Origin of the sequence: Nonomuraea sp. NPDC050536 (genome assembly GCF_044457685.1) — a bacterium.
GTDB lineage: Bacteria > Actinomycetota > Actinomycetes > Streptosporangiales > Streptosporangiaceae > Nonomuraea.
The window spans coordinates 221,649-245,485 of sequence record NZ_JBITHD010000010.1 but is presented as its reverse complement, the minus strand read 5'-3'; the positions used below and the strand labels follow the sequence as shown (position 1 = coordinate 245,485).

Sequence of the window (23,837 nt, the reverse complement as noted above, 5' to 3'; positions counted from 1 at the left end):
GTAGGGTCGCGTCGGTGAGAAGTGCGCACTGGTATGCGGGAAACGACAGGAACTCCTACATTCATCGCGCCTGGATGCGGCGCGGCCTGCCCGGGGACGCGTTCGGGCGCCCCCAGATCGCCATCGCCAACACCGCCTCCGACCTGACCCCCTGCAACGCCCACCTGGACGAGGTGGCCGAGGCCGTGAAGGCGGGCGTCTGGGAGGCCGGCGGCGTGCCGCTGAACCTGCCCGTGGTCTCGCTCGGCGAGACGAACGTCCGCCCGACCGCGATGCTGTGGCGCAACCTGGCCGCGATGGCCACCGAGGAGATGCTGCGCGCCAACCCGATCGACGGCGTCGTGCTGCTCGGCGGCTGCGACAAGACGATCCCGTCGCTGCTGATGGCCGCCGCGTCGGTGGACCTGCCCGCGCTGGTCGTGCCCGGCGGCCCGATGCTGACCGGCCACTTCCGCGGCCGCCCGCTGGGCTGCGGCACCGACGTGTGGCGGCTGAGCGAGGAGGTCCGCGCGGGCACGCTGGACAACGCGGCGTTCCTGGAGTCGGAGTCGTCGATGATCCGCAGCCGCGGCCACTGCAACACGATGGGCACCGCCTCGACGATGGCCTGCATGGCCGAGGCGCTCGGCATGACCCTCCCGGGTACGGCGGGCATCCCCGCACCCGACAGCCGCCTCCTCCAGCAGGCCCACGAGGCGGGAAGGCTGGCCGTACGGATCACCGAGGAGGGGCGGCGGCCGAGCACGGTGATGACCAGGGCGTCCTTCCGCAACGCGATCGTGACGCTGGCCGCGATCGGCGGTTCCACGAACGCGGTCGTGCACCTGCTGGCCATCGCCGGGCGGCTCGGGGTGGAGCTGGAGCTGGACGACTTCGACCGGATCGGGTCGGGGGTGCCGCTCCTGGTCGACCTCCAGCCGGCGGGCAGGCACCTGATGGACGACCTGTACAGGGCGGGTGGGCTGCTCGCCGTACTCACCGAAGTGGCAGACCTCCTGGACGAGAGCGCACTGACAGTGACAGGTCAGCCTTTGTCGCAATATTTCGGGCAGATCTGGGACGAGGACGTCATCAGGCGGCGGGACGACCCGCTGCTGCCGGAGGCGGGGATCGCCGTGCTCAGGGGCAACCTCGCCCCGCGCGGAGCGGTCATCAAGCCCGCGGCGGCCTCTCCGGAGCTGCTGAGGCACCGGGGCAGGGCGGTCGTGTTCGACAGCATCGAGGACATGAACGCGCGCCTGGACACGGTCGAGGTGGACGAGACCTCGGTGCTGGTGCTGCGCGGATGCGGGCCACGCGGCTACCCGGGCATGCCGGAGGTGGGCAACCTGCCGCTGCCCGCCAGGCTGCTGGCCAAGGGGGTGCGCGACATGGTGCGCATCAGTGACGCGCGGATGAGCGGCACCGCCTACGGCACGGTCGTCCTGCACACGGCGCCCGAGGCGGCGGCCGGCGGGCCGCTGGCCAGGGTCAGGACCGGCGACCCGATCGTGCTTGACGTGCCTGCGCGGCGGCTCGACGTGGACCTGCCCGACGCCGAACTGGCCGCCCGTGAGCCGGTGACCACCGGGTTCGCGCGGCCGGTGCGCGGCTGGGAGCGGCTCTACGTCGACCACGTGCTCCAGGCGGACCAAGGCGCCGACCTGGACTTCCTGGTCGGTTCAAGCGGCGACCACGTCAGCAGGGAGTCACACTAGATCTCGATCGCGGTCTTGCCGCGGGCTCCGCCGGCCTTGTTGCGGGCCAGCGCCTGGGGCGCGTCCTCCAGCGGCACCTGCGCCTCGACCCTGACACGGATCTTGCCGGCGTCGATCAGGTCCGCGATCAGGGCCAGCAGTTCGGGGCTCGCCGGGTTGTTCAGGTTGACGCCGACGATCTCGCGGGACGCCAGCTCCGTCGGATCGGCCGTGAACTGCGTCGTCACCACGTGCCCGCCGGGGCGCACGATGCGCGAGAGCCGGTTCAGCGCCGCGGGGTCGGCGCAGATCGTGTCGAGGACCACGTCGATACCCTCCGGGTGCAGCGCGAGCACCTGGTCGGCGACCGGGGCCGTCTTGTAGTCGACGATCTCGGCCGCGCCCAGCTCGCGCAGGTACTCGGCGATGTCCGCGGTCGCGGTGGCGATGACCCTGGCGCCCTGGAGGACGGCGAACTGTACGGCCTGCTGCCCCACCCCGCCGCTCGCGCCGGAGACCAGCACGGTCTGCCCCTGGTCCACCTTGGTCGTCTCGACCAGGTTGTATCCGGTCATCGTGGCCACCGGCACGGCCGCGGCCTGCGTGAACGTCATGCCCCTCGGCATCCGCGCGACCGGCGCGCCCTGGACGAAAAGCCCGTACTCGGCGTAGCTGCCGAGCCCCCGCCCGACGTCCTGGAACTGGCCGTAGACCTCGTCGCCCGGCCGGAACGCGGTCACCGCCGGCCCCACCGCATCCACCACTCCGGCCCCGTCGGTGCCCAGGACCAGCGGGAAGTGGTGGCGGACGCCGTCGCTCAGCATGCCCTCGGCGATCTTCCAGTCGACCGGGTTGAGCCCGGCCGCGTACAACCTCACGAGCACCTCGTCGGCCCCCGGCTGCGGCCTGGGCAGGTCCATGAGCTGAGGCGTGAGCATGAAGTCGGTAATGGCGATGGCCCGCATGAATATCCCCCCGAAATGCGATCGCGGAGATATCTTCCCCTTTGTCGGATTAGCCAACCGCCTACCCGGATGAGGGGTAGGCTCCGGCTTCTATGGACAGTGCGGAACTTCTGCAGCGGGTGCGCGAGCTGCGCGGCCAGGGCAGGTCGCCGAAGCAGATCGCCCGCGAGCTGGGCGTCTCTCCCTCCGCGGTCGCCCCTCTGGTACGCGCTATCGCCGCCGAGGCCCCCTCGGGCCCCGGCGAGATCGTCGGCGCCTGGGTCAGCGACGGCTGGAGCGTGGGCCTCACGGTCGACCCGTCGCGCGGCTGGACCGACGCCGAGCCGTCCCCGCAGGGGGCCGGCCTGGTGAGCGTGCTGGCGGCGCGGCGCCACGGCTGGGACAAGGTGTCCGTGGCCGGCTTCCTGGTGGACGTCTACTGCCTGGGGGTCAAGAACACCATCGGCCCCGACGTCATGGACGAGCTGGAGCTGCGCCGCTTCCGCGACTACTTCTTCAGCGACTACCCGGGCTGGCAGGAAGCCCCGGTGGAGCTGGCCCGCAACCTGGTCTTCGGTTCGGAGGAGTATGCGGGGGACCTGGGCTTCGAAACCCTGGAGTCCTTCGCGGCCGTCGCCGAACACCTCGGCCCGTGGGAGGGTCCGGCGGCCATCACCTTCGGCCGCGACGGCAAGCCGTACTACGTGGCCGGGCCCAACGACGAGTCACGCAAGGTCCTGCGGATACTCGAGCACTCGGTGGGCGCGCCGCCGAACTACGACTACCAGCGATGATCAGTCTCTGAACAGGACGCGCGCGACGCCGGTGGCGACCGACAGCGTGAGCAGCCAGCCCAGCATCAGCAGCGCGTAGGCGACCGCCTGGGCCGGCCCATGCGGGTTCCACGCCGGCGTCTGGCCCAGGTCGACCATCGGCAGCAGCAGGTCGAGCGTGTAGGCGAAGGCGTTGAAGTCCGGGTGCTCGCCGGGTTTGAGCGGCGCCGGGGGCGACAGCTGGAAGTAGGCGGTGCCCGCCGCCAGGAAGGCCGCCAGCCACAGCCCGGCCCACCAGGAGCGGTAGCCGTACCCCGCGGTGACGTCCTGGAGGAGGCCGAGCAGCCGGCCCCGCCACTGCAGCATCCGCCGCCGGTGCCGCTGCTTGGCCAGCAGCACGGTGCGCGCGTCCACCTCGTGGCCGTCGCGCTTGTACATGGCCGCCAGCTGCTCGTACGGCTGCGAGCGGTAGCGGTGCGAGCCGAGCCTGATCCACTCCAGCCGCTCGCCGGTCCTGGCCGACGGCTCGATGGCGTCGTAGGTCAGGCCGTTGATCGACAGCTGCCGCGGGTACGGCCTGGCCACGCCCCGCAGCACGCCCACCCGCGCGCTGTCCAGGTCCAGCCGGGTCACCCCGGCGGGCAGGTGCAGGACGCCCGCCTGGACCTCCTCGCAGCCCAGCTCGGACACCTCGATCAGCTCCAGGTCGACGCGTCCTGCCGCGATCGCGCCTGTCATGGCCAGCCTGCCCGTGCACTTCGACGGCCTGGCCACGAACAGGTCGGTGTCGAAGCGGGCCCGGTGCATCTCCACCGGGCCGAGCGTGGTCTCGGTGATCCTGGCCTGCCCGCCGACGGTGGCGTAGTTGAGCAGGGTGGTGCCCTCGATCGTCAGGCCCGGCCCCAGGATGAGGTGCCGGTGGACCTGGACGGTGGTGGCGTCGAGCTCCTTCAGCGTGCCGCCTTCGATGATCAGGTCGTCGCTGACGGTCGTGCCGTGCAGGTCCAGCTCGGGCAGCGCGCAGTCGTGGATGGTCAGGCTGCCGTCGATCCGCGACATCGCGGCCCTCATCTCGGGCAGAACGCACCCGGTCAGCGCGATCGAGCGGGTCCGCGCCTCGCTGATCAGCAGCGGCTCGTCGAGTACGCAGCCGACCAGCTGGAGCCGGTGGCTCAGCTCGGCGCCGTCCAGGTCGAGCTGCCCGGTGATGCGCGCCCCCGCCAGCCGGAGCATCGCGACCTGGCCCGGCTCCGCCTGGGCCCCGCCGAGCAGCAACGCCGTCATGGACGCGGCGCTGACCTGCCGCGACTCCGGCCAGGTCGCGGCCTGGCGAGGATCGTCGTCGCCGCCGGAGCGCAGATCGAGCAGGTTTCCTCTGACGAAGGCCGCACGTAACCGATCTTCCACCCGCACATCGTGTCAGAAACGCCGGCGTGGCTCCGACGTCTCCCGCGAGAGAGAGGAGAGCCCCGTGCAATTCATGCTCATGACGTACGGCGAGGCCGACACCGAGCCGTTCGACCGGTGGCTGGCCGAGTCCGGCGAGCTGCTGGACAAGCGCGTCCTGGCAGATCCGGTCGACACCCGCAGGTTCGGACCCGGAGACCCCACGGCCGAGGAGTCCGTCGCCGCCTGCTGGGTCGTCGACTGCGACAGCTTCGACCGGGCCACCGAGATCGCCGCCCGCCTGCTCGCGAGCCCGGTGCCGGGCCACGTGGACGTCAGGCCGATCCAGTGACGCGCCGGCTGCTGGCCTGCGGCCTGGTCGCGGGCCCGCTGTTCCTGACCGTCTACCTGGTCCAGGCGCTCACCAGGGAGGGCTTCGACCCGACCTACCATCCGCTCAGCCTGCTGAGCCTGGGCGGGCTCGGCTGGATCCAGATCGCGAACTTCGTCGTCACGGGCCTGCTGTACGTGGGCTTCGCGGCCGGGATGCGCCGGGTGATCGACCATGGGCGCGGCGGGACGTGGGGCACGCTGCTGTTCGGGACCGTCGGGGTCGGACTGGTGATGGCCGGCGTGTTCACCACCGACGCGGGCGCCGGGTTCCCGCCCGGGGCGCCGGCCGGGGCGCCGGAGATGAGCTGGCACGGGATGCTGCACGAGGTGGGCTTCGTGCTGGCCTCCCTGCCCTGCCCGGCTGAAACTTATTGACATGACCTAGGCAGTCAATGACGCTTGTCGTCATTCGCAAGACGCCAGGAGGTCCCCCCACATGACCGCACTCGACCAACAGAACACGCAGCGGTCGCGCCGCGCTCTGCTCGCCGGTTCGGTAGGAAATTTCATCGAATGGTATGAGTTCGGGGTTTACGGATTCTTCGCCACGATCATCGCGGCGAACTTCTTCAGCCCCGGCGCGACGGGGGACCTCGAGGCGCTGATCAAGACGTACGCCTCGTTCGCGCTGGCCTTCTTCTTCCGCCCGCTCGGGGCGGCGATCTTCGGCCGGCTGGGGGACCGGATCGGGCGCCGCCCGCTGCTCATCCTGGTGGTCGTGCTGATGTCGGTGGCCACGGCGCTGATCGGCGTGCTGCCGACCTACGCCGCCGTCGGGGCCGCCGCGCCGTGGCTGCTGACGCTGGTCCGGATCCTGCAGGGGTTGTCGGCGGGCGGTGAGTTCGGCGGGGCGGTGTCGCTGATGACCGAGTTCGCCCCGCCGGGCAGGCGCGGCCTGTACGGCTCGTGGCAGTCGTTCACCGTGGCGCTCGGGCTGCTGGGCGGCGCGGGGGCGGCGGCGATCATGGCGGGCCTGACCTCCGAGGCCGACCTCAAGAGCTGGGGCTGGCGGATCCCGTTCCTGCTGGCCGTACCGCTCGGCGGGGTGGCGCTCTGGCTGCGGCTGCGGCTGGAGGAGACGCCGAGCTTCCAGCGGGCCGCGGCGGAACCGGTCCGCAAGCCCGCCGGCGGCGAGGTGGCCAGGGCGATCCTGATCGGCATCGCGCGGCTCATGGGCTGGTCGGCGGCCGGGTACACGTTCCTGGTCGTCATGCCCGCCTACCTGCAGACGGCGCTGCACGCCACCTTCCAGCAGGGCCTGCTCGCGGCGGTGCTGTCCAACCTGGGCTTCGCGCTGGCGATCATCCCGGCCGGGATCCTGAGCGACAGGATCGGCCGCCGCCCGGTCATGCTGACGGGCGCCGTGTTGATCGTCGTGCTCGCTCTCCCGCTGATCAACGTCCTGCAGGACCCGGCCGGCTCGGCCGCGACGAAGGGCGTGGCGGTGTTCGTCGCGGGCGTGGTGGTCGGCCTGCTGGCGGGACCCGGCCCGGCGATGCTGGCCGAGATGTTTCCGACCACGGTCCGGTACACGGGCCTCGGGCTGGCCTACTCGCTCTCGAACGCGGTGTTCTCCGGCTGCGCCGGGCTGATCATCACGCAGCTGATCAAGAGCACCGGGGACATCGACATTCCCGCATATTTCGTGATCGCTACCTGCTTGGTCAGTGCGGTCGCGCTGCTGTCCTTGCGCAACCGGGGCGATTTGCCCGATTAATCGGGTCTTGTAGGGCTTGCCGTACTCGCCTTGAATGATCGGCAGAGGCCGATCAAGGAGGAGCCGATGCGTGGCTTACGGGCGTCCGCTGTTGTCCTCGCGATAGGCGTCACGACCTACCTGGTCACGGCGCCGGTGCCGGCGGCCGAGCCGCCGCCGACGACGCCGGAGCCCGCCTCGGTGGTCACCGTCACGGTGGCGGACCGGGCGGCCTTCGAGAGGCTGGTGGACTCCGGGGCCGACCTGACCGAGCGGATCAGGCCGCAGGCCGACGGCAGCATCCAGGTGGACGCCGTGGTCACGCCCAGCCAACTGGCCGCGATCCAGGCGGAGGGCGCCAGGACCCAGAAGGCGCCCACCAACACACCCAAGGCCACGCAGCAGGACCGCATCGTGATCGAGCGCGCGGTCTGGATGAAGACCCGCGACGGCTACTTCCTGTCGGTCGAGGCGACCAGCGGCGCGGGCGCCGCCGCCACGCTCAGCGCCGCCTGGCGCGGCGTGGGCGGCTCCTCGGGCACGGTGGCGATGGTGCCGTTCGTGGACGACGACGTCTACCTGGGCCACCAGTTCGAGACGCCTGCCCCGGCGCCGCAGCGCCCGATCTGGGTGACGGTCACCTCCGCCACCGGCGGCCGGGCCGACGCGCTGGTCAGGGAGTGGCCCGGCGGCAAGGCGCCCGACCGGCACACCCCCGGCTACCAGAAGGACTTCGTCACCCAGTACATGCCGCCCGGCCAGCTCAACGACCGGATCAAGGCGCTGCACGAGCAGTTCCCGCGCCTGACCGACATCATCAAGCTGCCCTACCTCACCAACGGCTACCGCCGCCACGCCCAGGCCCAGTTCGGCACCGTGGTGGTCACCTCGAAGGCCTACGGGTCCGAGGGCGGCAACGACGTGTCCATCGAGGCCGTCAACCCCGGCGCGCCGAGCAGCCCGCTGCGGGTGACGGTGAACGGCACGCGGATCACGGTCAGCCTGGCCACCGACGCCTCCGGCACCCCCGTCAGCACCGCCGCCCAGGTCATCGCCGCGATCAACGCGGGCGCGGGCACGCTGGTCGAGGCCACGCCGTACCGCAACGACCCGGGCACGGGCGTCGTGGCGCCCGCGCCGCCGACCCCGCTGAGCGACTTCCTCAAGGCCCCGGCGAGCGTGCCGCGGACCCCGTGGCAGGTGCTGGCACTGCGGGTCGGCGTGCACCGCGACGGTTCCAGGACCGGCGTGCTGGCCTACGCGCAGGAGCACGCCCGCGAGTGGGTGGCGCCGCTGGTCACGATCGAGTCGGCCGAGCGGCTGCTGCGCAACTACCAGCGCGACCCGGCCACGCGCCGGCTGCTGGAGCGCACGGACATCTTCATCATCCCCACGGTGAACCCGGACGGCGCGAACTACAGCTTCTACGACTACAACTTCCAGCGGAAGAACATGGTCAACTACTGCCCCGCCCAGCAGTCGGACCCGGCGCAGCGCAACACCTGGGGCGTCGACGTCAACCGCAACTACGCGGTCGGCTCGCTGTCCGACGGCTACTTCGGCGCCTCCACGAACTGCCAGAGCGGCACGTACGCGGGCCCCGCCGAGCACTCCGAGGCGGAGAGCAAGAACGTGATCTGGATGGCGCAGACCTTCCACAACATCAAGTTCGCGATGAACGTCCACTCCTACGGCGGGTACTTCATGTGGCCGCCCGGCGCCTACAAGCTCGACGGCCGCGTCACCCTGCCCAGGCCGACCGACCAGCAGCTGGACTTCTTCCTCCGCTCCGCCAAGACGATCGAGTCAGGCATCGCCGCCGAGCGCGGCACCGTGACCTGGCCGCAGCAAACGGGCCCGGTGACCGACGTGCTCTACTCGGCGGCCGGCAACTCCGCCGACGAGCTCTGGTACGACCACGGCGTCTACGGCTGGGACTTCGAGGTCGGCAACGACCTGTGGAACCCGCAGACCCAGGCGTGGGAGGGCGTGGGCTTCCAGCCGGACTTCGCCGAGGGGCACCAGGAAGCGCTGGAGTACGCCGCCGGCCTGATCTCCCTCATCGGGGTGGCGGCTGACCATCGCGAAGACCGCTGACCCGCATCGTGATGTTGAGCCGTCCCGACGCCAGCCCGGTGGCCGGGTCACCGGTCCCCGGGTAGACCTTCGGCACGCCGTGGTAGGCGTACCGGGACGGCCCGCCGAACACGAACAGGTCGCCCGAGGCCAGCTCGACATCGGTGTACGGCCTGCCGCGCGTCTCGGTGTTGCCGAAGCGGAACACGCAGCCGTCGCCGATGCTGAGCGAGACCACCGGGTCGTCGGAGCGCTCGTCCTTGTCCTGGTGCATGCCCATCTTGGCGTGCTCGTCATAGAAGTTGATCAGCGCGATGTCGGGCGTGTACCCGTCGCCGGGCATCCCGGCGGCGGCCAGCGCCCGGCGGCCGAGCTCGGCCAGCCAGCCGGGGAACTCGGCCACCCGCACCCCGTCCACGGTCCTGACGTACTCGTACGGCCGCCAGTGCCAGCCCAGGCACACGGTCTGCACCGACATCACCCCGCCCCTGGGCAGCACGGTGTGCCGCATCGGGACGGGACCCGACGCCCAGGCCCGGCACTCGGTGACCAGGTGGCGCTGCTCGTCGGGGGACAGCCAGCCGGGCACGTGCACGGCTCCCGGGGCGATCTGCAGGGGCATCATGGGAGGCTCTCGATCAGGTTGCGGCCGATGCGCCATGCGGTGCCGTCCGCGGCGGCCCCGCGCAGCCCTTCCAGTGTCCCCGGTCCCGCGGGCACGACGGCCGCGGCGATCGAGGCGAAGCCGAACGTCCTGCCCGGCTCCCAGCCGGTGCTCATCCGCAGCCGCCTGGCCATCGACGCCCAGCCGGGCGGCGTGCCCGCCACCACCCACGCGTCCGGCTCCTGGGCGGTGAACCTGGTCGCGGGCCGCAGCCAGGAGGCGGCGTCCTCAGGCCAGTCGACGACCGCGAGCACCTCGCCGTCCCAGGCCCGCGCGAACGCCTCGACGGCGGCCGTGGAGGCCTGATCGCGCCCGTGCCCGAGCACGACCGCGGCGGCGCCGCCCACCAGGTCGAGCACCCGGGCCAGCTCGGCCTCGGTGTGCCCGCCCTTCCACGCGCGGTACGCCTCCGGCAGGCACACGGCGCACGGCCGGTATCCGGCCGCCACGGCCGTGGCCTCGTCGGCGAAGAACACCCGGTGCCCGGCGTAGCCGCCGCGCCTGATGGCCCGCAACGCCGACGGGCAGTCGAGCCGGCCGTACAGCCGCGCGCGACGGTGCCCGCCGAGCGTCCCGGGCGTCTGACTCTCGTACGGCAGGCCGTCCCGCCCGATCAGCGTGTAGCTCATGTCGCGTCGTGGAAGACCAGGCCCAGCGTGTGCCGCAGGCCGCTCTTGACCGTGCTGACCCCGTGCCGGACCGGCGAGGCCGACCAGCCGCGCGACGACCTGACGGGCCGGTCGCGGGTGGTGAAGATCAACCCGTGACCCTGCTCCAGCATCGTCACCGTGCCCCGCGACTGGGCGCGCGGACGCTGCTCCACCAGCAGGAACTCGCCGCCGGTGTAGTCCTTGCGCGGCCTGTCGAGCCCGATCACGACCTGCAGCGGGAACACCAGGTCCCCGTACAGGTCGCGGTGCAGGGCGTTCCAGTCGCCCTCCCGGTAGCGCAGCAGGATCGGCGTCGGCTTGGTCTGCCCGGCCTCGTGACACATGTCCAGCCATTCGGCCAGCGTGTCAGGCCACGGCGCGGGCTGGCCGAGCCGGTCCGCCCAGTCGCGCGCGATCGGCAGCAGCTGCGGGTAGAACGCCTCCCGCAGCCGCTGGACCAGGTCGGGGAAGGGCTTCCTGAAATAGCGGTACTGCCCCTTGCCGAACCGGTGCCGTTCCATGTCGACCGTCGAGCGGAACAGCCCCGGCTCGCCGTACAGCTGGGAGATCTCCGCGCACTGGGCGGGCGTGAGGATGCGCGGGGTCAGCGCGCAGCCGTAGGCGTCGACCTCGGCGCCCAGCGCCTTCCAGTCCATCTCGTCCGGCTTCATACCAGCTCCAGCTGCGGCTGGAGGGCGCCCTCGAGCGTGAGCAGCGCGTGCTTGCGCTCCAGGCCGCCGGCGTAGCCGGTCAGCGACCCGTTCGCGCCCACGACCCGGTGGCAGGGCCGCACGATCAGCAGCGGGTTCGCGCCGATCGCCGCGCCCACCGCGCGGATCCTGTCGCGCGGCGCGCCGATCTCCGCGGCCACCTCGCCGTAGGTCCTGGTCCGGCCGTACGGCACGGCCGCCACGGCCGCCCAGACCCGCTCCTGGAACGGCGTGCCCGCCGAGGCGAACTCCAGGTCGAACTCCGTCCGCTCACCCGCGAAGTACTCGGCGAACTGCCGCCGCGTCTCCGCGAACGCCTCGTCGTCGCCGCCCGGCCGTACCTCGGACACGAACGACACCCTGCTGATCGCCGAGCCGTCCCCCTCGATCAGGATCCGGCCCAGCGGGCTGTCGATGGTGGTGTGAATGTTCATACTCTCTACAACACCGAGGCAGCAGAATCGGTTGGCGGATTTCGGACCTCGTGGCAATCGGCGCGACCGGCTGACAGCGCCGGGATTTCGGGTTAAGACGGTGCATGACCGTCTTCGTGCCCACCCTCCCGGACGAGGTTCGCACCCAGGCGAAAACCCTTCTGGAGCGCGGCGAGTACCGCAGGGCGGCCGAGCAGTGCGACGCCCACCTGGCCTCCCTCCCGGAACCCGCCGGACTCGAGGCCTGCCTGGACCTGGCCAGGCTCTGGCTGGAGTCCGCGGAACCGCACCTGGCCCTGCGCTACGCGGATTCGGCGGTCGCGCGCGGACCCGCGGACGCCAGGGCGCTGGCCGTACGCGTGGAGTGCCTGACGGGCGGGCACCGCACCTACGAGGCGATCGCGGCCGCCAGGCAGGCCGTCGAGCGCTGCCCGGACGACCCGGCGCTGTGGCTCGCGCTGGCCGGCCGCCTGAGCGAGGCCAAGCTGCGCAAGGAGGCGCTGGAGGCCGCCGACCGGGGGCTCGCGCACAGCCCCGGGCACACCGAGCTCAGGTTCGCCCGCGGGAACGCGCTGCTCGGGCTCCATCGTCACGCCGAGGCGGAGGCCGAGTTCGAGCACCTCGACGCGTGCCGCGTCGCCGGCCTCCACCGTGCTCACGGCCGGTACGCCGAGGCGATCGCCCACCTGGACGAGCACGATCCCGCGCACCTGGAGACGTTGCTCGGCTGCCTGATCGACGCCAAGCGCCGAGCCGAGGCCGGCGACGCCGCCAGGACGGCAGCCGCTCGCTGGCCGGACGACCCGGACGTGCACCTCGTGCTGGCCGGATTCCATCACGAGCAGGACAGGCCGCACGAGGCGCTCCAGGCGGCGGACCGGGCGGTGGAGCTCAGGCCCGGCGACCGTGCGGCGCGGCTGCGGCGGGTGACGTCCCTGTTCGGCCTGGATCTCGACCATGACGCCCGCGCGGCATGCGAGGACCTGATGCGCTCGCCGGATCCGGACGAGCAACTGGAGGTCGTGACGCTCTGCCACACCGGGGGGCGCCTCCACGACGCGCTCCGATACGTGGACTCGCTGCTGGAACTGCATCCGTGGCACCGGGAGGCGCTGCGGTCTCGTCCCGCCATCTTCGACGCGCTCGGGAACCACAGGGCGGCCGAGTCCGCCGCCAGACAGGCCGTCGGCCGAAGGCCCCAGGACTCCGTCATGCACGGCGACCTGGCCACGTGGTACGGCGCGTTCGGCGAACGCGGGTGGCTGCGCAGGCTGACCGGCTTCCGTCTGGTCAGGCGGGCGCTGCGGGTGGATCCCGGCGACCCGGACCGCCAGGCCGAACACATCCAAGCCCTGTGCGAGCTCGGCAGGCTGCGTCGCGCGGAATCCGCCGCGGCAGAGCAGCTCGCCTGCCATCCTGACGCGTTCGCCTGGCTGTGCGACATCGCGAAGGAGCACGCCATACGCGGCGCGCACGGTCGGGCGATGCGGATTTTCGGCCGGCTGCCTCCGCGGCGCGACCTGGCGCTGCGTACCGCGGAGATCCTGATCGAGCTGGGCGCCTTCCCGCAGGCCCATGCGGCGGTGGCCGCCTTGGTCGAATCGAGCGACGGGGACCCGCAGACGCCTGCGGACATCGCCGAGCTGTTCTACTTCACCGCTCACGCGGATCACGCGCTGCCCTACCTGGACAGGGCGGTGGAGATGGCCCCGGGGTTCGTCGCGGCGCTGGCCAGGCGGACCGACTGCTACAACTACATGGATCGGTATGCCGAATCCGCGCAGGCCGCTCGCGACGCGCTCACGGTGGCGCCCGACGACCCCGGACTCTGGGGCCGCCTGGTCGCGGTGACCTTGCTCGGTTACGAGGCGGAGGCCGCCGAGGAGGTGGTCGCCGCGATTCCCGAGGCGCGCAGGGCCGTGGCACTCGAGGCGCTGGCCGACGTTCTGTATGAGCGGTACATGCCTGAGGAAGCGGTCGCCTTCCGCGCCAGGAGCATCCACCTCGCTCCGCGGGCCGACCTCGTCGTGACGCAGGCGAGCGCGTTACGGGAGCTCGGCTGGTACGGCGCCGCCCTGCGGCTGCTGCGCGCCCATACCTCGCTGGTCGAGGCCGCCCGCGACCTCAACAGGGACCTGGGCCTGCACGCCCTGGTCACCGACGGGTACGGCGAGCTCGATCGCGTGCACGATCGCAGGAGGTGGTTCGCGAGCTGGTGGCGCAGCGGCGGCCCCTTCGCCGCGCTGCGCAATGCCCGCCGTGCGCACGAGCTCGCGGTGTTGAGCCGGTGGGAGGTCTGGTCGCACAACCTGTTCCAGCTGGAGTCGCTCGACGGCCTGGGCGAGCCGGAGACCGAGGCGGTCAGGGCGGAGAATGAGACCTTCGTGCTGGCGTGGACCCGGCTGTCGATAAGCGCGGAAGCCGCGGTGTCCTTCGCCACGGAATTCGGGGCCGTGACCGGCATCTGGGTCTCGGAGCTGGCGGCGATCATGACTCGGGCATGGATCTGGCCTGACGGCGAGATCCTGGCGATCACCGGATGCGTCGCACCGGCGGTGCTCGCCATTGCCCCGCTGTCCGGGCGGATCGGCCAGCTGCTTGACCCGCCGCTCCGCTCGGCGGCGCTGAGCGCCGGACTGCTGGCCTCCGGTGGGCTGGTCCTGTGGGCGAGGCTTCCCGGGGCAGGGATATTCCTGGGCACGCTCGGCCTGATGGTCGGCCTGCGTGCGGCGTGCGGTTGGGCGGCCCCGATTCCCTTCTCGCTCAAACTGCGCCTGGTCCGCCGGCGCCAAGCCCGGGCGAGCATACTGAACGACCTGCTCGAACTCCTCATGCTGATCAGGCGAGGACGACACCGCAACACCATCGACGACCGGACGCACTGGGCCTACCTGCTGGAGCGCGCCGCCGGGCAACTGACCGACGCTCTTCCGCGCCGGCTGGAGGCTGGGGATGCCGCCATACGGCGCTGGGTGGAGACCAACGCCAGGGCCGCGGCGTGCGCGTTGCGCAGGCTCAAAAGGCAGGCACTCGCTCCCGGCGAGGACTCCCTCGACCTGCTGTCGGCCGAGGTGCACCGCGCCGCGAGCGCCGTGGCCAGTGGGAACTTCGCGCGGCTGCGGCTGGTGCGCGAGCCGGAGAAGCCACGCCGCGGCTGGCTGCACTACGCCAAGCTGATCGCCAGGACCGTGGTCGTCATGGGTCTGCCGGTCCTCGGCGTGCTCGCCTTCAAAACCCTGCTGGGCGCGGGCTACCAGACGGCCCTGCTGGCCAGCGCCGTCTGGGCCGGCCTCTACCTGCTCCTCGCCCTCGACCCCGGACTCCGCGACAAGATCGACACCGCGCGCAGCCTCCTGAGCGCCTCATCCGCGGTGGGCAAGCCAGAAAGCCCCCGCCCGGACCGCCAGCCCTAGGCTCGCGGGCCGGTGGAGGCGCGGGCGATCAGCGAGGGCGGGAAGACGTGGTCGACGTGGGGCGTGTGATAGCCCTGCAGCCGCTCCCACAGGGCCGAGGCGACCGCCGCGGCCATCTGCTCGACCGGCTGCCTGACCGTGGTGAGCGGCGGGTTGCTGTGGTATGCCAGGTAGGAGTCGTCGTAGCCGATCACGGACACGTCCTCGGGCACCGAAAGCCCGGCCTCACGGACGGCCCCCAGCGCGCCGAGCGCCATCAGGTCGCTGCCCGCGACGATCGCGGTCGCCCCGGCCGCCAGCAGCGCGCGGGCGGCCGCGTGGCCGCCGGTCAGCGAGTAGTCCGTCTCCACGTAGAGCGAGTCGTCGACGTGGCCGAACCACCGGCGCATCTCCCGCCGGTACCCGCGCAGCCGGTTCTGCGACGGCCGCAGGTACCCCTGACCGCCCGCCAGCCCGATCCGGGTGTGCCCGAGCGAGCGCAGGTGCGCGACGGCCATCGCCGCCCCGGCCGCCTCGTCCGTCGTCACCGTCGAGACCGGCAGGTCCTTGACGTGCCCGCCCACCAGCACCATCGGCAGGTGCCGTTGGTGCAGCTGCCAGTAGAACCCGTGGTCGGCCGACGGGTTGGCGTGCCGTCCCGAGATCAGCACCAGGCCGTGGATGCGCTGCCTGGCCAGCGAGGCGAGGTAGTCAAGCTCGGTCGGCCCGCGCCTGGTCGAGCTGCCGATCATCGCGGTCACGCCGTGCGCGCCGAGCTTGGCCTCGATCGCCCCTGCCAGCAGGGGGAAGACCGGGTTGTCCAGCTCCGGGACGATGATGCCGACGAACGGTTCCGTGGCCGGCGCGGGCGCCACCATGCCCTGCTCGCGGATGGCCCGCAGCACCCGGTCCCTGGTCTCCTCCGCCACCCCGGGCCGGTCGTTCAGCACGCGGCTCACGGTGGCCGCGCTCACCCCGACGCGCTTGGCGATCGTCCGGACGGACAGGCGTGCCATCGACCCTCCAGAAACCCCTGAAGAAACCACTGAAACATGTTGCCGTCCGTTGCGGCCGTCGCGAGCGCCGACCTAGGCTCCATCAGCATAAATCCAGGTAAAAGCCGTGTTTTGGAGTGTTCACGCTATGGGTCACCTTTGCAACACGGCGGCGCATCACGATGGTTCGCCGCTGTATGTGACCGATCCCGCGCCGGAGCTCGGGCAGCGGGTCGAGGTGTTCCTGCGGACCTCGAACGCGCTCGGCGTGCGCCGCGTCCACGTGCGGACGGCGCCCGACGGGGAGCCACGGTTCGGTGAGGCGATGGTCGATCGGGTCACGCCGGACGAGACGTGGTGGCGGGCGGCCGTCACCGTCGTCAATCCCGAGTGCGGATACCGCTTCCTGCTGCAGACCGGCAGCGGGCCGCGCTGGCTCACGGCCGCCGGGCTGTCCAGGCTGGAGGTCACCGACGCCACCGACTTCGTGCTCACGGCCTACCCGCCGCCGCCCTCCTGGGCCGCCGACTCGGTGATCTATCAGATCTTCCCCGACAGGTTCGCCCGCTCAGGACGGGTCACCGCGCCGCTGCCCTCCTGGGCCACGCCCGCGACCTGGGACGACCCCATCCCGTACGGCGAGCCGTACGCGCTCCAGCAGCTCTACGGTGGCGACCTGCGGGGCGTGGCCGAGCACCTGGACCACATCGCGGACCTGGGGGCGAACCTGATCTACCTGACCCCCTTCTTCCCTTCGAGGTCGAACCACCGCTACGACGACACCACCTTCGACCACGTCGACCCGCTGCTCGGTGGCGACGAGGCACTCATGGCGCTGACCGCGGCCGCGCACGACCGCGGCATCCGGGTAATCGGCGACATCACGCTCAACCACTCCGGCGACGGCCACGACTGGTTCCTGACGGGACGGGCCGATCCGGCGAGCCCCGAGCACGGCTTCTACTACTTCGACGGCGACGACTACGCCACCTTCGCCGGCGTGAAGACGCTGCCCAAGTTCGACCACCGCTCGCCCGAGCTGCGCAGGCGCCTGGCCGCGGTGATCGCACGGTATCCGGACGCGTTCGGCCTGGACGGCTGGCGGGTGGACGTCGCGCAGTCCGCGGGCAGGCACGGCGCGGTCGAGCTCAACGCCGAGGTGGCCCGCTCGGCCAGGGCCGCGCTCGGCGAGGGCCGCCTGCTACTGGCGGAGCACCAGTTCGACGCCTCGGCCTCGCTGCGAGGCGACGGCTGGCACGGCACGATGGCCTACGCGGGCTTCGCCCGCCCGATCTGGTCGTGGCTGGCCCGGGAACGTTCCACCGAGTTCTGGGGCACTCCCGGCCCCATCCCCCTGTACGGCGGGCAGGACGTCGCCGAGGTGATGACCCGGCACGCGGCCCGCCTGCCGTGGCGGTCGTACGCGCACAACCTCACGCTGCTCGACTCGCACGACACCGCCCGCTTCCGGTCGATCGCGGGCAGGGAGCGGCAGCACCTCGGGGCCGCGCTGCTGTTCACGCTTCCGGGCCTGCCGATGGTGTTCGCCGGGGACGAGGTGGGAGTCGAGGGCGTCCACCTGGAGGACGGCCGCCGCCCCTTCCCCTGGGACGGACCCCAGGATTCCGCCACTTACCGGATATTTCAGGATCTGATCCGTCTGCGCCGTGACCACGACGCGCTCCGGCACGGCGGGCTCAGGTGGCTGCACGCCGGCGAGGACGTGCTGGTGTACGAGCGCGCCCTGCCCGGCGAGACGCTGGTCGTCCAGGTGAGCCGGGCCGGTCACGAGCCCGTCCCGTTCCCCAGAGCCCTGACCGGTCGCGCCGCCGCGCCCGGCACCCTCGTCAGCCTCACCGGCGGGCCCGACCTGCGGCCCGGCGAGTTCATGCCCTCCGATGGGCCCGCCTTCCATGTCTGGGAGCTCTCCGAATGATCGACATCCTGTCCGGCGTACACTCCGAGGCGCTCGGCAACGCCAGGGACGTCTTCGTCTACCTGCCTCCCGGCCACGACGCCGCGGCCGGGCCGTACCCGGTGGTGGTGCTGCACGACGGGCAGCACGTGTTCGCGGCCGCGGGGCTGGAGCCGAGCTGGCGGCTCGACGAGACGCTCGACGATCTGATCGGGCGCGGCCTGCTGCCGCCGCTGGTGGCGGTCGGCGTGTCCAACGCCGGCGACCAGCGCGGCGCCGAATACTCGCACGAGGTGGCCTACCCGCGCGACCCCGGCGCCGAGCCGCGCGGCACGCTGTACGAACGCTTCCTGGTGGAGGAGCTGCTGCCGCTGATCCGCGGGCGGTACGCGGTGACGGCCGACCCGGCGGCGACCGCGGTCATGGGGTCGTCCATGGGCGGGCTGGTCAGCTACCACCTGGCGTTCCGCAGGCCGGACGTGTTCGGGCTGGCCGCGATCATGTCGCCGTTCCTCGCCTACGTAGATCCGGAGACGCTCGCCGAGACGCCTGTTCACCGCCGCTTCGAGGCGCGCGGGCCGCGCAAGATCTGGCTGGACATCGGCGGCATGGAGGGCCTGATCATGGTCCGCCCCGCCCGCGAGCTCGCCGAGCAGCTGCTCGGCCTCGGCTACGCGCCCGACGACGAGCTGCGCTACCTGCACGAGCCGTCCGCGCCGCATCACGAGGACGCCTGGGCTCGCCGCGCCTCCAGCGCCCTGCTGCATCTCTTCGGTACGGCAGGCCCGCCCGTCCGCCTGACCGGCACGGGCGGCCGGACCACGGTCGGCCAGGTCGTGGACGTGGCTCCGGTGGGGGAGCGGGCCGACGGCTGCGTGTACTCGGTGCTGAGCGCCTCGGTCACCTGGCAGCCCGCCGAGGTGCTGGAGCCCGCCGGGCACGCGCTGCTCGCCGGGGCCACGCCCGGGACCGCGGAGGTCGTCGCGTCTGCGGCGGGGTTGTCGGCCGCCTCGGACGTGACGGTCGTGGCAGGCGACCCCGACGCGCTCCTCGAGGTGACCGTGGTCGTCCCGGCCGACCCAGCCGAAGGCGGCGCCGGCACCTCGGAGGGCCACGCGGACGCCCCGGGAGGCCGGGCGGAAGGCGGCCCTCCGGTCTACTTCTCCGGGCTGGCCACCACCGAGGTGGCGCCCGGAATCCACCACGGCCTCTGGCGGCTGCCGCTCGGGGTCGGGCTGAACGGCACGATCGGGCGCGGCTGGCGCCGCGACGGGCTCGACGCCGGCGGGCGCCTCATCCGCGACCCGCTGCGCCACGACGGCGACCGGCGCGTCTGGGTGCGCGTCGAGGGCTGGACCGACCCGTTCCAGGACGACCCGCACAAGGGAGCATGAGATGCGCAACCCCCTCGCCCTGCTGTCGCTCGCGCTGCTCCTGGCCGGATGCGGCGCCACCGAGCCCGGGAAGGCGCCCGCCACGCTCACGGTCTGGGCCGACGACAGCCGGGCGCCCACGCTCCAGACGATCGCAGCCGGGTTCGAGCGCGACAGGCACGTCAAGGTGAAGATCGTGCAGAAGCCGATGGGCTCCCTGCGCGACGACTTCGTCTCCCAGGCGCCCTCCGGCCAGGGACCCGATGTGATCGTCGGGCCCCACGACTGGCTCGGCAAGCTCGTGCAGAACGGCGTCGTCGCCCCCGTCGACCTGTCGGCCAAGGCCGCGCAGTTCCCGAAGGTGGCGCTCGACGCGATGACCTACGACGGGCAGACCTACGGCCTGCCGTACGCGATCGAGAGCGTCGCGCTGGTGCGCAACACCAAGCTGGCCCCGGCGGCGCCGCGGACCTTCGACGAGCTGGTCAAGCTGGGGCGCAAGGCGAAGTACCCGGTCGCGCTGCCGGTCGATCCCAAGGCGGGCTCGCCGTTCCATCTCTATCCGCTGATGACGTCGTTCGGTTCGGCGGTCTTCGGGCCGGGCAAGCGGCTGGAGCTCGACGATCCCGGCGGGCTGAGGTTCGCCGCGTACCTGCGCGGGCTGGCGGCGCGGAAGGTGGTGTCCACCTCGATGAGCGGTGACGTCGCGACCAACGCGTTCGTCACCGGCCAGACGCCGTTCCTGGTCACCGGGCCGTGGGACCAGCCCGTGCTGGCCAAGTCCGGCGTGCCGTTCGCCGTCGCGCCCGTGCCGCCCGCGGGGAAGGCCGAGGCGCGGCCGTTCACCGGGGTCCAGGGGTTCTACGTGAGCTCCAAGAGCGCGAACCCCATCCTGGCGAACGACTTCCTGATCAACTACCTCGCCACGGCACCCGCGCAGACGGCGCTCGCCGAGGCAGGCGGCCGGCCCGCGGCCATGACGTCGGTGCGGGTCGACGACGGATGGGCCAGGGCGGCGCTGGGCGGGGTGCCGACGCCGAACATTCCGGAAATGGACGCCGTCTGGGCCGACTGGGGCCTGTCGCAGCTCGCGATCATCAACGGACAAGGGGATCCGGCGGCCCTGACCCGCCAGGCGGCCGCAAAGATCCGCGCGAAGATCGGCCAGTGACCCATGCGGATGGTGAAGTTCCTCATCCTCGGGGTCGTGGACGCGCTGGCGGTCTACGGGCTCGTGGGGCTGGCCGGGCAGCGGGCCTGGTGGATGTTCGGCGTCCTGCTGGCCGGGGTGGTGGCGGTCAACGCCGTCTACCTCGGCAGGCGGGCCGTCCCCGCCAAATACCTGGCGCCGGGCGTCGCGCTGCTGCTCGTCTACCAGGTGTACGTGGTGTTCTACACCGGTTACGCGGCCTTCACGAACTACGGCGACGGGCACAACGGTACGAAGGCGGACGCGGTGGCCGCGATCCTGGCCGGGAGCGAGATCCGGGTGCCCGGCCCCTCGCTGGCGATCCGGGTGGCCTCGCGTGACGGCGAGCTCGGGTTCCTGGTGGACGGCGCACGGGTGGGTACCCGCGCCGGGTTGGTGCCGGTCACGCCCGGATGGCGGGCCCTGCCGTACGACCAGATCGTGGCGCGGCAGGCGGAGATCGCGGCGCTGCGGGTGCCGTCGGGCGATGGCGGATTGCGGACCGCGGACGGGATCACGGCGGCGCGGTACCGGCCGACGATGACCTACCGCGACGGAACCATGGTCGACGCGCACGGCGTGATCTACCGCGACGACGGGCGCGGCGTGTTCGCGGCGGCGGACGGGCGGCGGCTGAGCCCCGGCTGGAAGGTGTTCGTCGGGCCGGAGAACTTCACCTCGGTGCTGACCAACGCCGAGATCCGCGGGCCCTTCCTGGGTGTGCTGGGGTGGACGTTCGCCTTCGCGGGGCTGTCGGTGGCGCTCAGCTTCGGCTTCGGCCTCGTGCTCGCGCTGGTGCTCGACGGGTTCCGGTTCTATCGGACGCTGCTGGTGCTGCCGTACGCGTTCCCCGCGTTCATGGCGGCGCTGCTGTGGCAGGGGCTGCTCAACCCCGACCACGGGTTCGTCAACCAGGTGCTGCTCGGCGGCGCGCACGTGCCGTGGCTCGGCGATCCGTGGCTGGCCAAGCTCAGCGTGCTGGCGGTCAACGTGTGGATCGGATTCCCGTACATGTTCCTCATCTGCACAGGGGCGCTGCAGGCGATCCCCGCCCCGCTGTCGGAGGCCGCGCGGGTGGACGGCGCGGGGCCGTGGCGGGTGCTGCGGAGCGTGAAGCTGCCGCTGCTGCTGGCCTCGACCGCCCCGGTGCTGGTCGCCACGTTCGCGTTCAACTTCAACAACTTCAACGTGATCTACATGCTGACCGGGGGCGGGCCGCGGGACGCGCGGGCGCCCGTCGACGTGGGCGCGACGGACCTGCTGATCTCCCTGGTCTACAAGCTGGCCTTCGGCGGGTCGGCGCGGAACTATGGGCTGGCGTGCGCGGTGTCGATCCTGATCTTCGTGGTGATCGCGGTGGTGTCCCTCGCCGGGTTCCGGCGGGCTGGGCGGGTGGCGGCATGAGGGCTCTCCGGCACGTGATCGGGGTGGTGGCCGTGGCCGTGGCGGTGTTCCCGCTGGTGTTCGTGGTGTCCGCCTCGGTGAATCCGCAAGGGACGCTGACCGGGTCGAATTCGCTCTTCTCGGAGATCTCCGTCGATCACTACGTCACGCTCTTCCGCGACTCGCTGCATCCCTTTCCGCTCTGGTTCCTGAACTCGCTGGTGATCGGGCTGACGACCTCGGCCGGGTCGGTGTTCCTCGGGGCGTGCGCGGCGTACGCGTTCTCGCGGTTCCGCTTCCGCGGGCGGCGGGCGGGGCTCGTGGGACTGGTCTTCGTGCAGCTGTTTCCCCAGGTCCTCGCCTACGTCGCGCTCTTTCTGCTGCTGTCCGCCGTCAAGGAGGTGTTTCCGCCGCTCGGACTGGGGAGCCGGCTGGGGCTGGTCATGGTCTACCTCGGCGGAGCGCTCGGGGTGAACACGTATCTGATGAAGGGCTTCCTCGACTCGATCCCCCGCGAGCTCGACGAGTCCGCCCAGATCGACGGTGCCTCGCACGCCCGGATCTTCTTCCGGGTCCTGCTGCCGCTGGCGGCGCCCATCCTCGTCGTGGTGGCGCTGTTCTCCTTCGTGGCCACCATGAACGACTTCGTCATCGCCGGTCTCGTCCTCACCGACCCGGACCAGCAGACGCTCGCCGTGGGCCTCTACCAGCTCATCTCCTATCAGTTCGGGCAGAACTGGGGTGTGTTCGCCGCCGGTGCGCTGCTCGGCTCGCTGCCGGTGCTCGTCCTCTTCCAGTTCCTCCAGCGCTACATCGTCGGCGGGCTCACCTCCGGCGCGGTCAAGTCCTGAAGACCATGATCAGCAGGCGCTGGTAGCCCGCCGGGAGGGCGTTCTCGACGTGGACCCTGATCCGGTAGCGGCCCTTGCCCGCGTAGGCCAGGTCGGGGAGCTCCTCGCCACCCATGAGGCTGCCGAAGACCAGGTGACCGGTGGGGCTCCGGTAGTCCAGTTCGACGACCCGGTCCCACCCCTTGCGCTCCATGGGCGGGCGGCGGGTGTACGTCTCGACGGTCGCGCAGGTCGTGGCGTCGGCGAACACCAGGATGATCGCATGCCCGGGCACGGCGGCGGCCAGGCGGTTGCGCTGGGCTCGGTCCAGCACGTCGTCGGACGGCTCCCCGTCACCCTCGTACGCCTCGATGATCCCGTAGTCGGGCCACATCGTCCTGCGGACGACGGAGTGTGGCTTCACCAGGGGACGATGGGGCCGGGTGGCGCCGCACGCGCGCTCCTCGGACGCCTTCCACTCCCGGTACTCGCGGTCCTTCGCGGCCTGCGCCCCGTCGATCTTCTTCTGAACCTCGGGGCAGATGGCCGACAGGCCGTAGCCCATCCCCATGACGTCCGGGTCGTCGCGCATGTATCTCCCGCAGAGCTCGGTCCCGTAGGCGAGCAGGGAGGCGTCGTTCTTGCGGGTGAATGCGGCTCTGTCCAGGGATCGGGCCCAGCACAGGTAGGCGGCCTGTCCTGCTTCCCTCGCGCATTCGGTGTCGCGGATGGGCTTGCGGCCCCTGGCCAGGTCGGCGCTGGTCAGCGCGGCCACGAGGACGACGGGCGTCAGGAACACCGCGAGCCTGCGCGGCCACGCCGGGCGGGCCTGCCGTACGGCCAGCAGCATGAAGACCGCCGCCAGCGTGGGCGCCAAGGCGGGCAGCACGAAGAAGCTCACGCCGGGACCCCACATCCCCAGGCAGTCGCGGTCGACCACCAGGTCGACGGCGAACCCGAGCGGCTGGCGGCCGAAGCACAGCAGCAGCGCGACGGCCAGCACGCGAGCCGCCACCCGCCCCCAGCGGGGCCGCCCCAGCCTGGCGGAGAGCCAGACGGCGAGCAGGCCCGCGACGACCACCGGCAGGCCCCCGTAGTACAGCGGGAAGAGCCACGGGTAGACGGGGTAGGCGAGCAGGTCCACCTGCTCGTTGAGCTCACGGCCGGGGCACTGCGCGAAGGCCGAGAACCACGCGAATCCGCCCTCGCCCTGCAGGTAGTCGTAGGCCAGGCCAGCCGCGGCAGCGGCGAGGGATAAGCCCCACCAGATCCATGATCTTCTGGTCATGTCGGGCAAGGTGCAGGTATGGCGTGGGATATCTGAGTTAGGTAGCCTTTCTGGAGGTTTTCCTGGGCAC

The 23,837-nt window shown here is 71.8% G+C and carries 20 protein-coding genes; 12 read left to right on the top strand and 8 right to left on the bottom strand.

The features are described 5' to 3' along the window. Positions 1-14 precede the first annotated feature (14 nt). On the top strand, positions 15-1,697 hold the full coding sequence (locus ACIBHX_RS27545; RefSeq protein ID WP_397070155.1) for an IlvD/Edd family dehydratase: 1,683 nt from the start codon (positions 15-17) through the stop codon (positions 1,695-1,697). Here ACIBHX_RS27545 and ACIBHX_RS27540 read toward each other — a convergent pair. Then, complete coding sequence (locus ACIBHX_RS27540) at positions 1,694-2,641, bottom strand: NADP-dependent oxidoreductase (protein WP_397070154.1); 948 nt, start codon at positions 2,639-2,641, stop codon at positions 1,694-1,696. The two genes, ACIBHX_RS27545 and ACIBHX_RS27540, sit on opposite strands and share 4 nt — an antisense overlap. Before the next feature lie 92 nt (positions 2,642-2,733). Here ACIBHX_RS27540 and ACIBHX_RS27535 point away from each other — a divergent pair, with 92 nt between their 5' ends. Further along, complete coding sequence (locus ACIBHX_RS27535) at positions 2,734-3,414, top strand: helix-turn-helix domain-containing protein (RefSeq protein WP_397070153.1); 681 nt, start codon at positions 2,734-2,736, stop codon at positions 3,412-3,414. Here the strand turns inward: ACIBHX_RS27535 and ACIBHX_RS27530 are convergent, their stop codons facing one another. Beyond that, positions 3,415-4,800: a hypothetical protein gene (locus ACIBHX_RS27530; protein WP_397070152.1), complete on the bottom strand. Its 1,386-nt coding sequence runs from the start codon at positions 4,798-4,800 to the stop codon at positions 3,415-3,417. A gap of 64 nt (positions 4,801-4,864) precedes the next feature. On the opposite strand from ACIBHX_RS27530, the gene ACIBHX_RS27525 reads away from it, so the two are divergent. The 4 genes from ACIBHX_RS27525 (at position 4,865) to ACIBHX_RS27510 (ending at position 8,965) form a co-directional block, all read left to right on the top strand. Then, a complete protein-coding gene (locus ACIBHX_RS27525) occupies positions 4,865-5,131 on the top strand; it encodes a YciI family protein (protein WP_397070151.1) in 267 nt (88 codons plus the stop codon). Further along, positions 5,128-5,547 carry a DUF998 domain-containing protein gene (locus ACIBHX_RS27520; RefSeq protein ID WP_397070150.1) on the top strand — a complete coding sequence of 140 codons (420 nt, stop codon included), beginning with the start codon at positions 5,128-5,130 and terminating at the stop codon, positions 5,545-5,547. Before ACIBHX_RS27525 ends, ACIBHX_RS27520 begins: the two co-directional genes overlap by 4 nt. Positions 5,548-5,608: 61 nt before the next feature. Further along, on the top strand, positions 5,609-6,889 hold the full coding sequence (locus ACIBHX_RS27515; RefSeq protein WP_397070149.1) for an MFS transporter: 1,281 nt from the start codon (positions 5,609-5,611) through the stop codon (positions 6,887-6,889). Positions 6,890-6,955: 66 nt separating this feature from the next. After that, the gene (locus ACIBHX_RS27510) at positions 6,956-8,965 is read left to right on the top strand and encodes a M14 family zinc carboxypeptidase (RefSeq protein ID WP_397070148.1); all 2,010 of its coding nucleotides are present in this window, start codon (positions 6,956-6,958) and stop codon (positions 8,963-8,965) included. Here the strand turns inward: ACIBHX_RS27510 and ACIBHX_RS27505 are convergent. The 4 genes from ACIBHX_RS27505 to ACIBHX_RS27490 are packed head-to-tail and all read right to left on the bottom strand — an operon-like array spanning position 8,928 to position 11,402. Beyond that, complete coding sequence (locus tag ACIBHX_RS27505; RefSeq protein ID WP_397070146.1) at positions 8,928-9,569, bottom strand: alpha-ketoglutarate-dependent dioxygenase AlkB family protein; 642 nt, start codon at positions 9,567-9,569, stop codon at positions 8,928-8,930. The genes ACIBHX_RS27510 and ACIBHX_RS27505 overlap by 38 nt on opposite strands. After that, positions 9,566-10,237, bottom strand: a complete 672-nt coding sequence (locus ACIBHX_RS27500) for an Ada metal-binding domain-containing protein (protein ID WP_397070144.1) — start codon at positions 10,235-10,237, stop codon at positions 9,566-9,568. Before ACIBHX_RS27500 ends, ACIBHX_RS27505 begins: the two co-directional genes overlap by 4 nt. Continuing rightward, positions 10,234-10,929 carry a 2OG-Fe(II) oxygenase gene (locus tag ACIBHX_RS27495; RefSeq protein ID WP_397070143.1) on the bottom strand — a complete coding sequence of 232 codons (696 nt, stop codon included), beginning with the start codon at positions 10,927-10,929 and terminating at the stop codon, positions 10,234-10,236. Before ACIBHX_RS27495 ends, ACIBHX_RS27500 begins: the two co-directional genes overlap by 4 nt. After that, a complete protein-coding gene (locus ACIBHX_RS27490) occupies positions 10,926-11,402 on the bottom strand; it encodes a methylated-DNA--[protein]-cysteine S-methyltransferase (RefSeq protein WP_397070142.1) in 477 nt (158 codons plus the stop codon). Before ACIBHX_RS27490 ends, ACIBHX_RS27495 begins: the two co-directional genes overlap by 4 nt. Positions 11,403-11,506: 104 nt before the next feature. Between ACIBHX_RS27490 and ACIBHX_RS27485 the strand changes: the two genes are divergently transcribed. Next, positions 11,507-14,815 (top strand): hypothetical protein, encoded by a 3,309-nt coding sequence (locus tag ACIBHX_RS27485; RefSeq protein ID WP_397070140.1) that lies wholly within the window; start codon positions 11,507-11,509, stop codon positions 14,813-14,815. Here the strand turns inward: ACIBHX_RS27485 and ACIBHX_RS27480 are convergent. Next, a complete protein-coding gene (locus ACIBHX_RS27480; RefSeq protein ID WP_397070139.1) occupies positions 14,812-15,810 on the bottom strand; it encodes a LacI family DNA-binding transcriptional regulator in 999 nt (332 codons plus the stop codon). The genes ACIBHX_RS27485 and ACIBHX_RS27480 overlap by 4 nt on opposite strands. Before the next feature lie 178 nt (positions 15,811-15,988). On the opposite strand from ACIBHX_RS27480, the gene ACIBHX_RS27475 reads away from it, so the two are divergent. Genes ACIBHX_RS27475 through ACIBHX_RS27455 form a run of 5 tightly spaced genes read left to right on the top strand, consistent with a single transcriptional unit; the run spans position 15,989 to position 22,500 of the window. Further along, the gene (locus tag ACIBHX_RS27475) at positions 15,989-17,725 is read left to right on the top strand and encodes a glycoside hydrolase family 13 protein (protein ID WP_397070138.1); all 1,737 of its coding nucleotides are present in this window, start codon (positions 15,989-15,991) and stop codon (positions 17,723-17,725) included. Next, positions 17,722-19,098 carry an alpha/beta hydrolase-fold protein gene (locus tag ACIBHX_RS27470; RefSeq protein WP_397070137.1) on the top strand — a complete coding sequence of 459 codons (1,377 nt, stop codon included), beginning with the start codon at positions 17,722-17,724 and terminating at the stop codon, positions 19,096-19,098. Before ACIBHX_RS27475 ends, ACIBHX_RS27470 begins: the two co-directional genes overlap by 4 nt. A gap of 1 nt (position 19,099) precedes the next feature. Further along, on the top strand, positions 19,100-20,248 hold the full coding sequence (locus ACIBHX_RS27465; protein WP_397070136.1) for an extracellular solute-binding protein: 1,149 nt from the start codon (positions 19,100-19,102) through the stop codon (positions 20,246-20,248). Between the two features lie 9 nt (positions 20,249-20,257). Continuing rightward, complete coding sequence (locus ACIBHX_RS27460) at positions 20,258-21,670, top strand: ABC transporter permease subunit (RefSeq protein ID WP_397070134.1); 1,413 nt, start codon at positions 20,258-20,260, stop codon at positions 21,668-21,670. Beyond that, complete coding sequence (locus ACIBHX_RS27455) at positions 21,667-22,500, top strand: sugar ABC transporter permease (RefSeq protein WP_397070133.1); 834 nt, start codon at positions 21,667-21,669, stop codon at positions 22,498-22,500. The genes ACIBHX_RS27460 and ACIBHX_RS27455 overlap by 4 nt, the downstream gene beginning before the upstream one ends. Here ACIBHX_RS27455 and ACIBHX_RS27450 read toward each other — a convergent pair. Then, the gene (locus ACIBHX_RS27450) at positions 22,490-23,767 is read right to left on the bottom strand and encodes a DUF3488 domain-containing protein (protein WP_397070132.1); all 1,278 of its coding nucleotides are present in this window, start codon (positions 23,765-23,767) and stop codon (positions 22,490-22,492) included. The two genes, ACIBHX_RS27455 and ACIBHX_RS27450, sit on opposite strands and share 11 nt — an antisense overlap. Between the last annotated feature and the right edge of the window lie 70 nt (positions 23,768-23,837).

Excerpts from the sequence above, each read along its gene's own strand:
- ACIBHX_RS27540 (WP_397070154.1), bottom strand. The coding sequence starts at position 2,641 with ATGCGGGCCATCGCCATTACCGACTTCATGCTCACGCCTCAGCTCATG.
- ACIBHX_RS27535 (WP_397070153.1), top strand. The coding sequence starts at position 2,734 with ATGGACAGTGCGGAACTTCTGCAGCGGGTGCGCGAGCTGCGCGGCCAG.
- ACIBHX_RS27515 (WP_397070149.1), top strand. The coding sequence starts at position 5,609 with ATGACCGCACTCGACCAACAGAACACGCAGCGGTCGCGCCGCGCTCTG.
- ACIBHX_RS27510 (WP_397070148.1), top strand. The coding sequence starts at position 6,956 with ATGCGTGGCTTACGGGCGTCCGCTGTTGTCCTCGCGATAGGCGTCACG.
- ACIBHX_RS27505 (WP_397070146.1), bottom strand. The coding sequence starts at position 9,569 with ATGATGCCCCTGCAGATCGCCCCGGGAGCCGTGCACGTGCCCGGCTGG.
- ACIBHX_RS27500 (WP_397070144.1), bottom strand. The coding sequence starts at position 10,237 with ATGAGCTACACGCTGATCGGGCGGGACGGCCTGCCGTACGAGAGTCAG.
- ACIBHX_RS27495 (WP_397070143.1), bottom strand. The coding sequence starts at position 10,929 with ATGAAGCCGGACGAGATGGACTGGAAGGCGCTGGGCGCCGAGGTCGAC.
- ACIBHX_RS27490 (WP_397070142.1), bottom strand. The coding sequence starts at position 11,402 with ATGAACATTCACACCACCATCGACAGCCCGCTGGGCCGGATCCTGATC.
- ACIBHX_RS27485 (WP_397070140.1), top strand. The coding sequence starts at position 11,507 with ATGACCGTCTTCGTGCCCACCCTCCCGGACGAGGTTCGCACCCAGGCG.
- ACIBHX_RS27480 (WP_397070139.1), bottom strand. The coding sequence starts at position 15,810 with ATGGCACGCCTGTCCGTCCGGACGATCGCCAAGCGCGTCGGGGTGAGC.
- ACIBHX_RS27470 (WP_397070137.1), top strand. The coding sequence starts at position 17,722 with ATGATCGACATCCTGTCCGGCGTACACTCCGAGGCGCTCGGCAACGCC.
- ACIBHX_RS27465 (WP_397070136.1), top strand. The coding sequence starts at position 19,100 with ATGCGCAACCCCCTCGCCCTGCTGTCGCTCGCGCTGCTCCTGGCCGGA.
- ACIBHX_RS27460 (WP_397070134.1), top strand. The coding sequence starts at position 20,258 with ATGGTGAAGTTCCTCATCCTCGGGGTCGTGGACGCGCTGGCGGTCTAC.
- ACIBHX_RS27455 (WP_397070133.1), top strand. The coding sequence starts at position 21,667 with ATGAGGGCTCTCCGGCACGTGATCGGGGTGGTGGCCGTGGCCGTGGCG.
- ACIBHX_RS27450 (WP_397070132.1), bottom strand. The coding sequence starts at position 23,767 with ATGACCAGAAGATCATGGATCTGGTGGGGCTTATCCCTCGCCGCTGCC.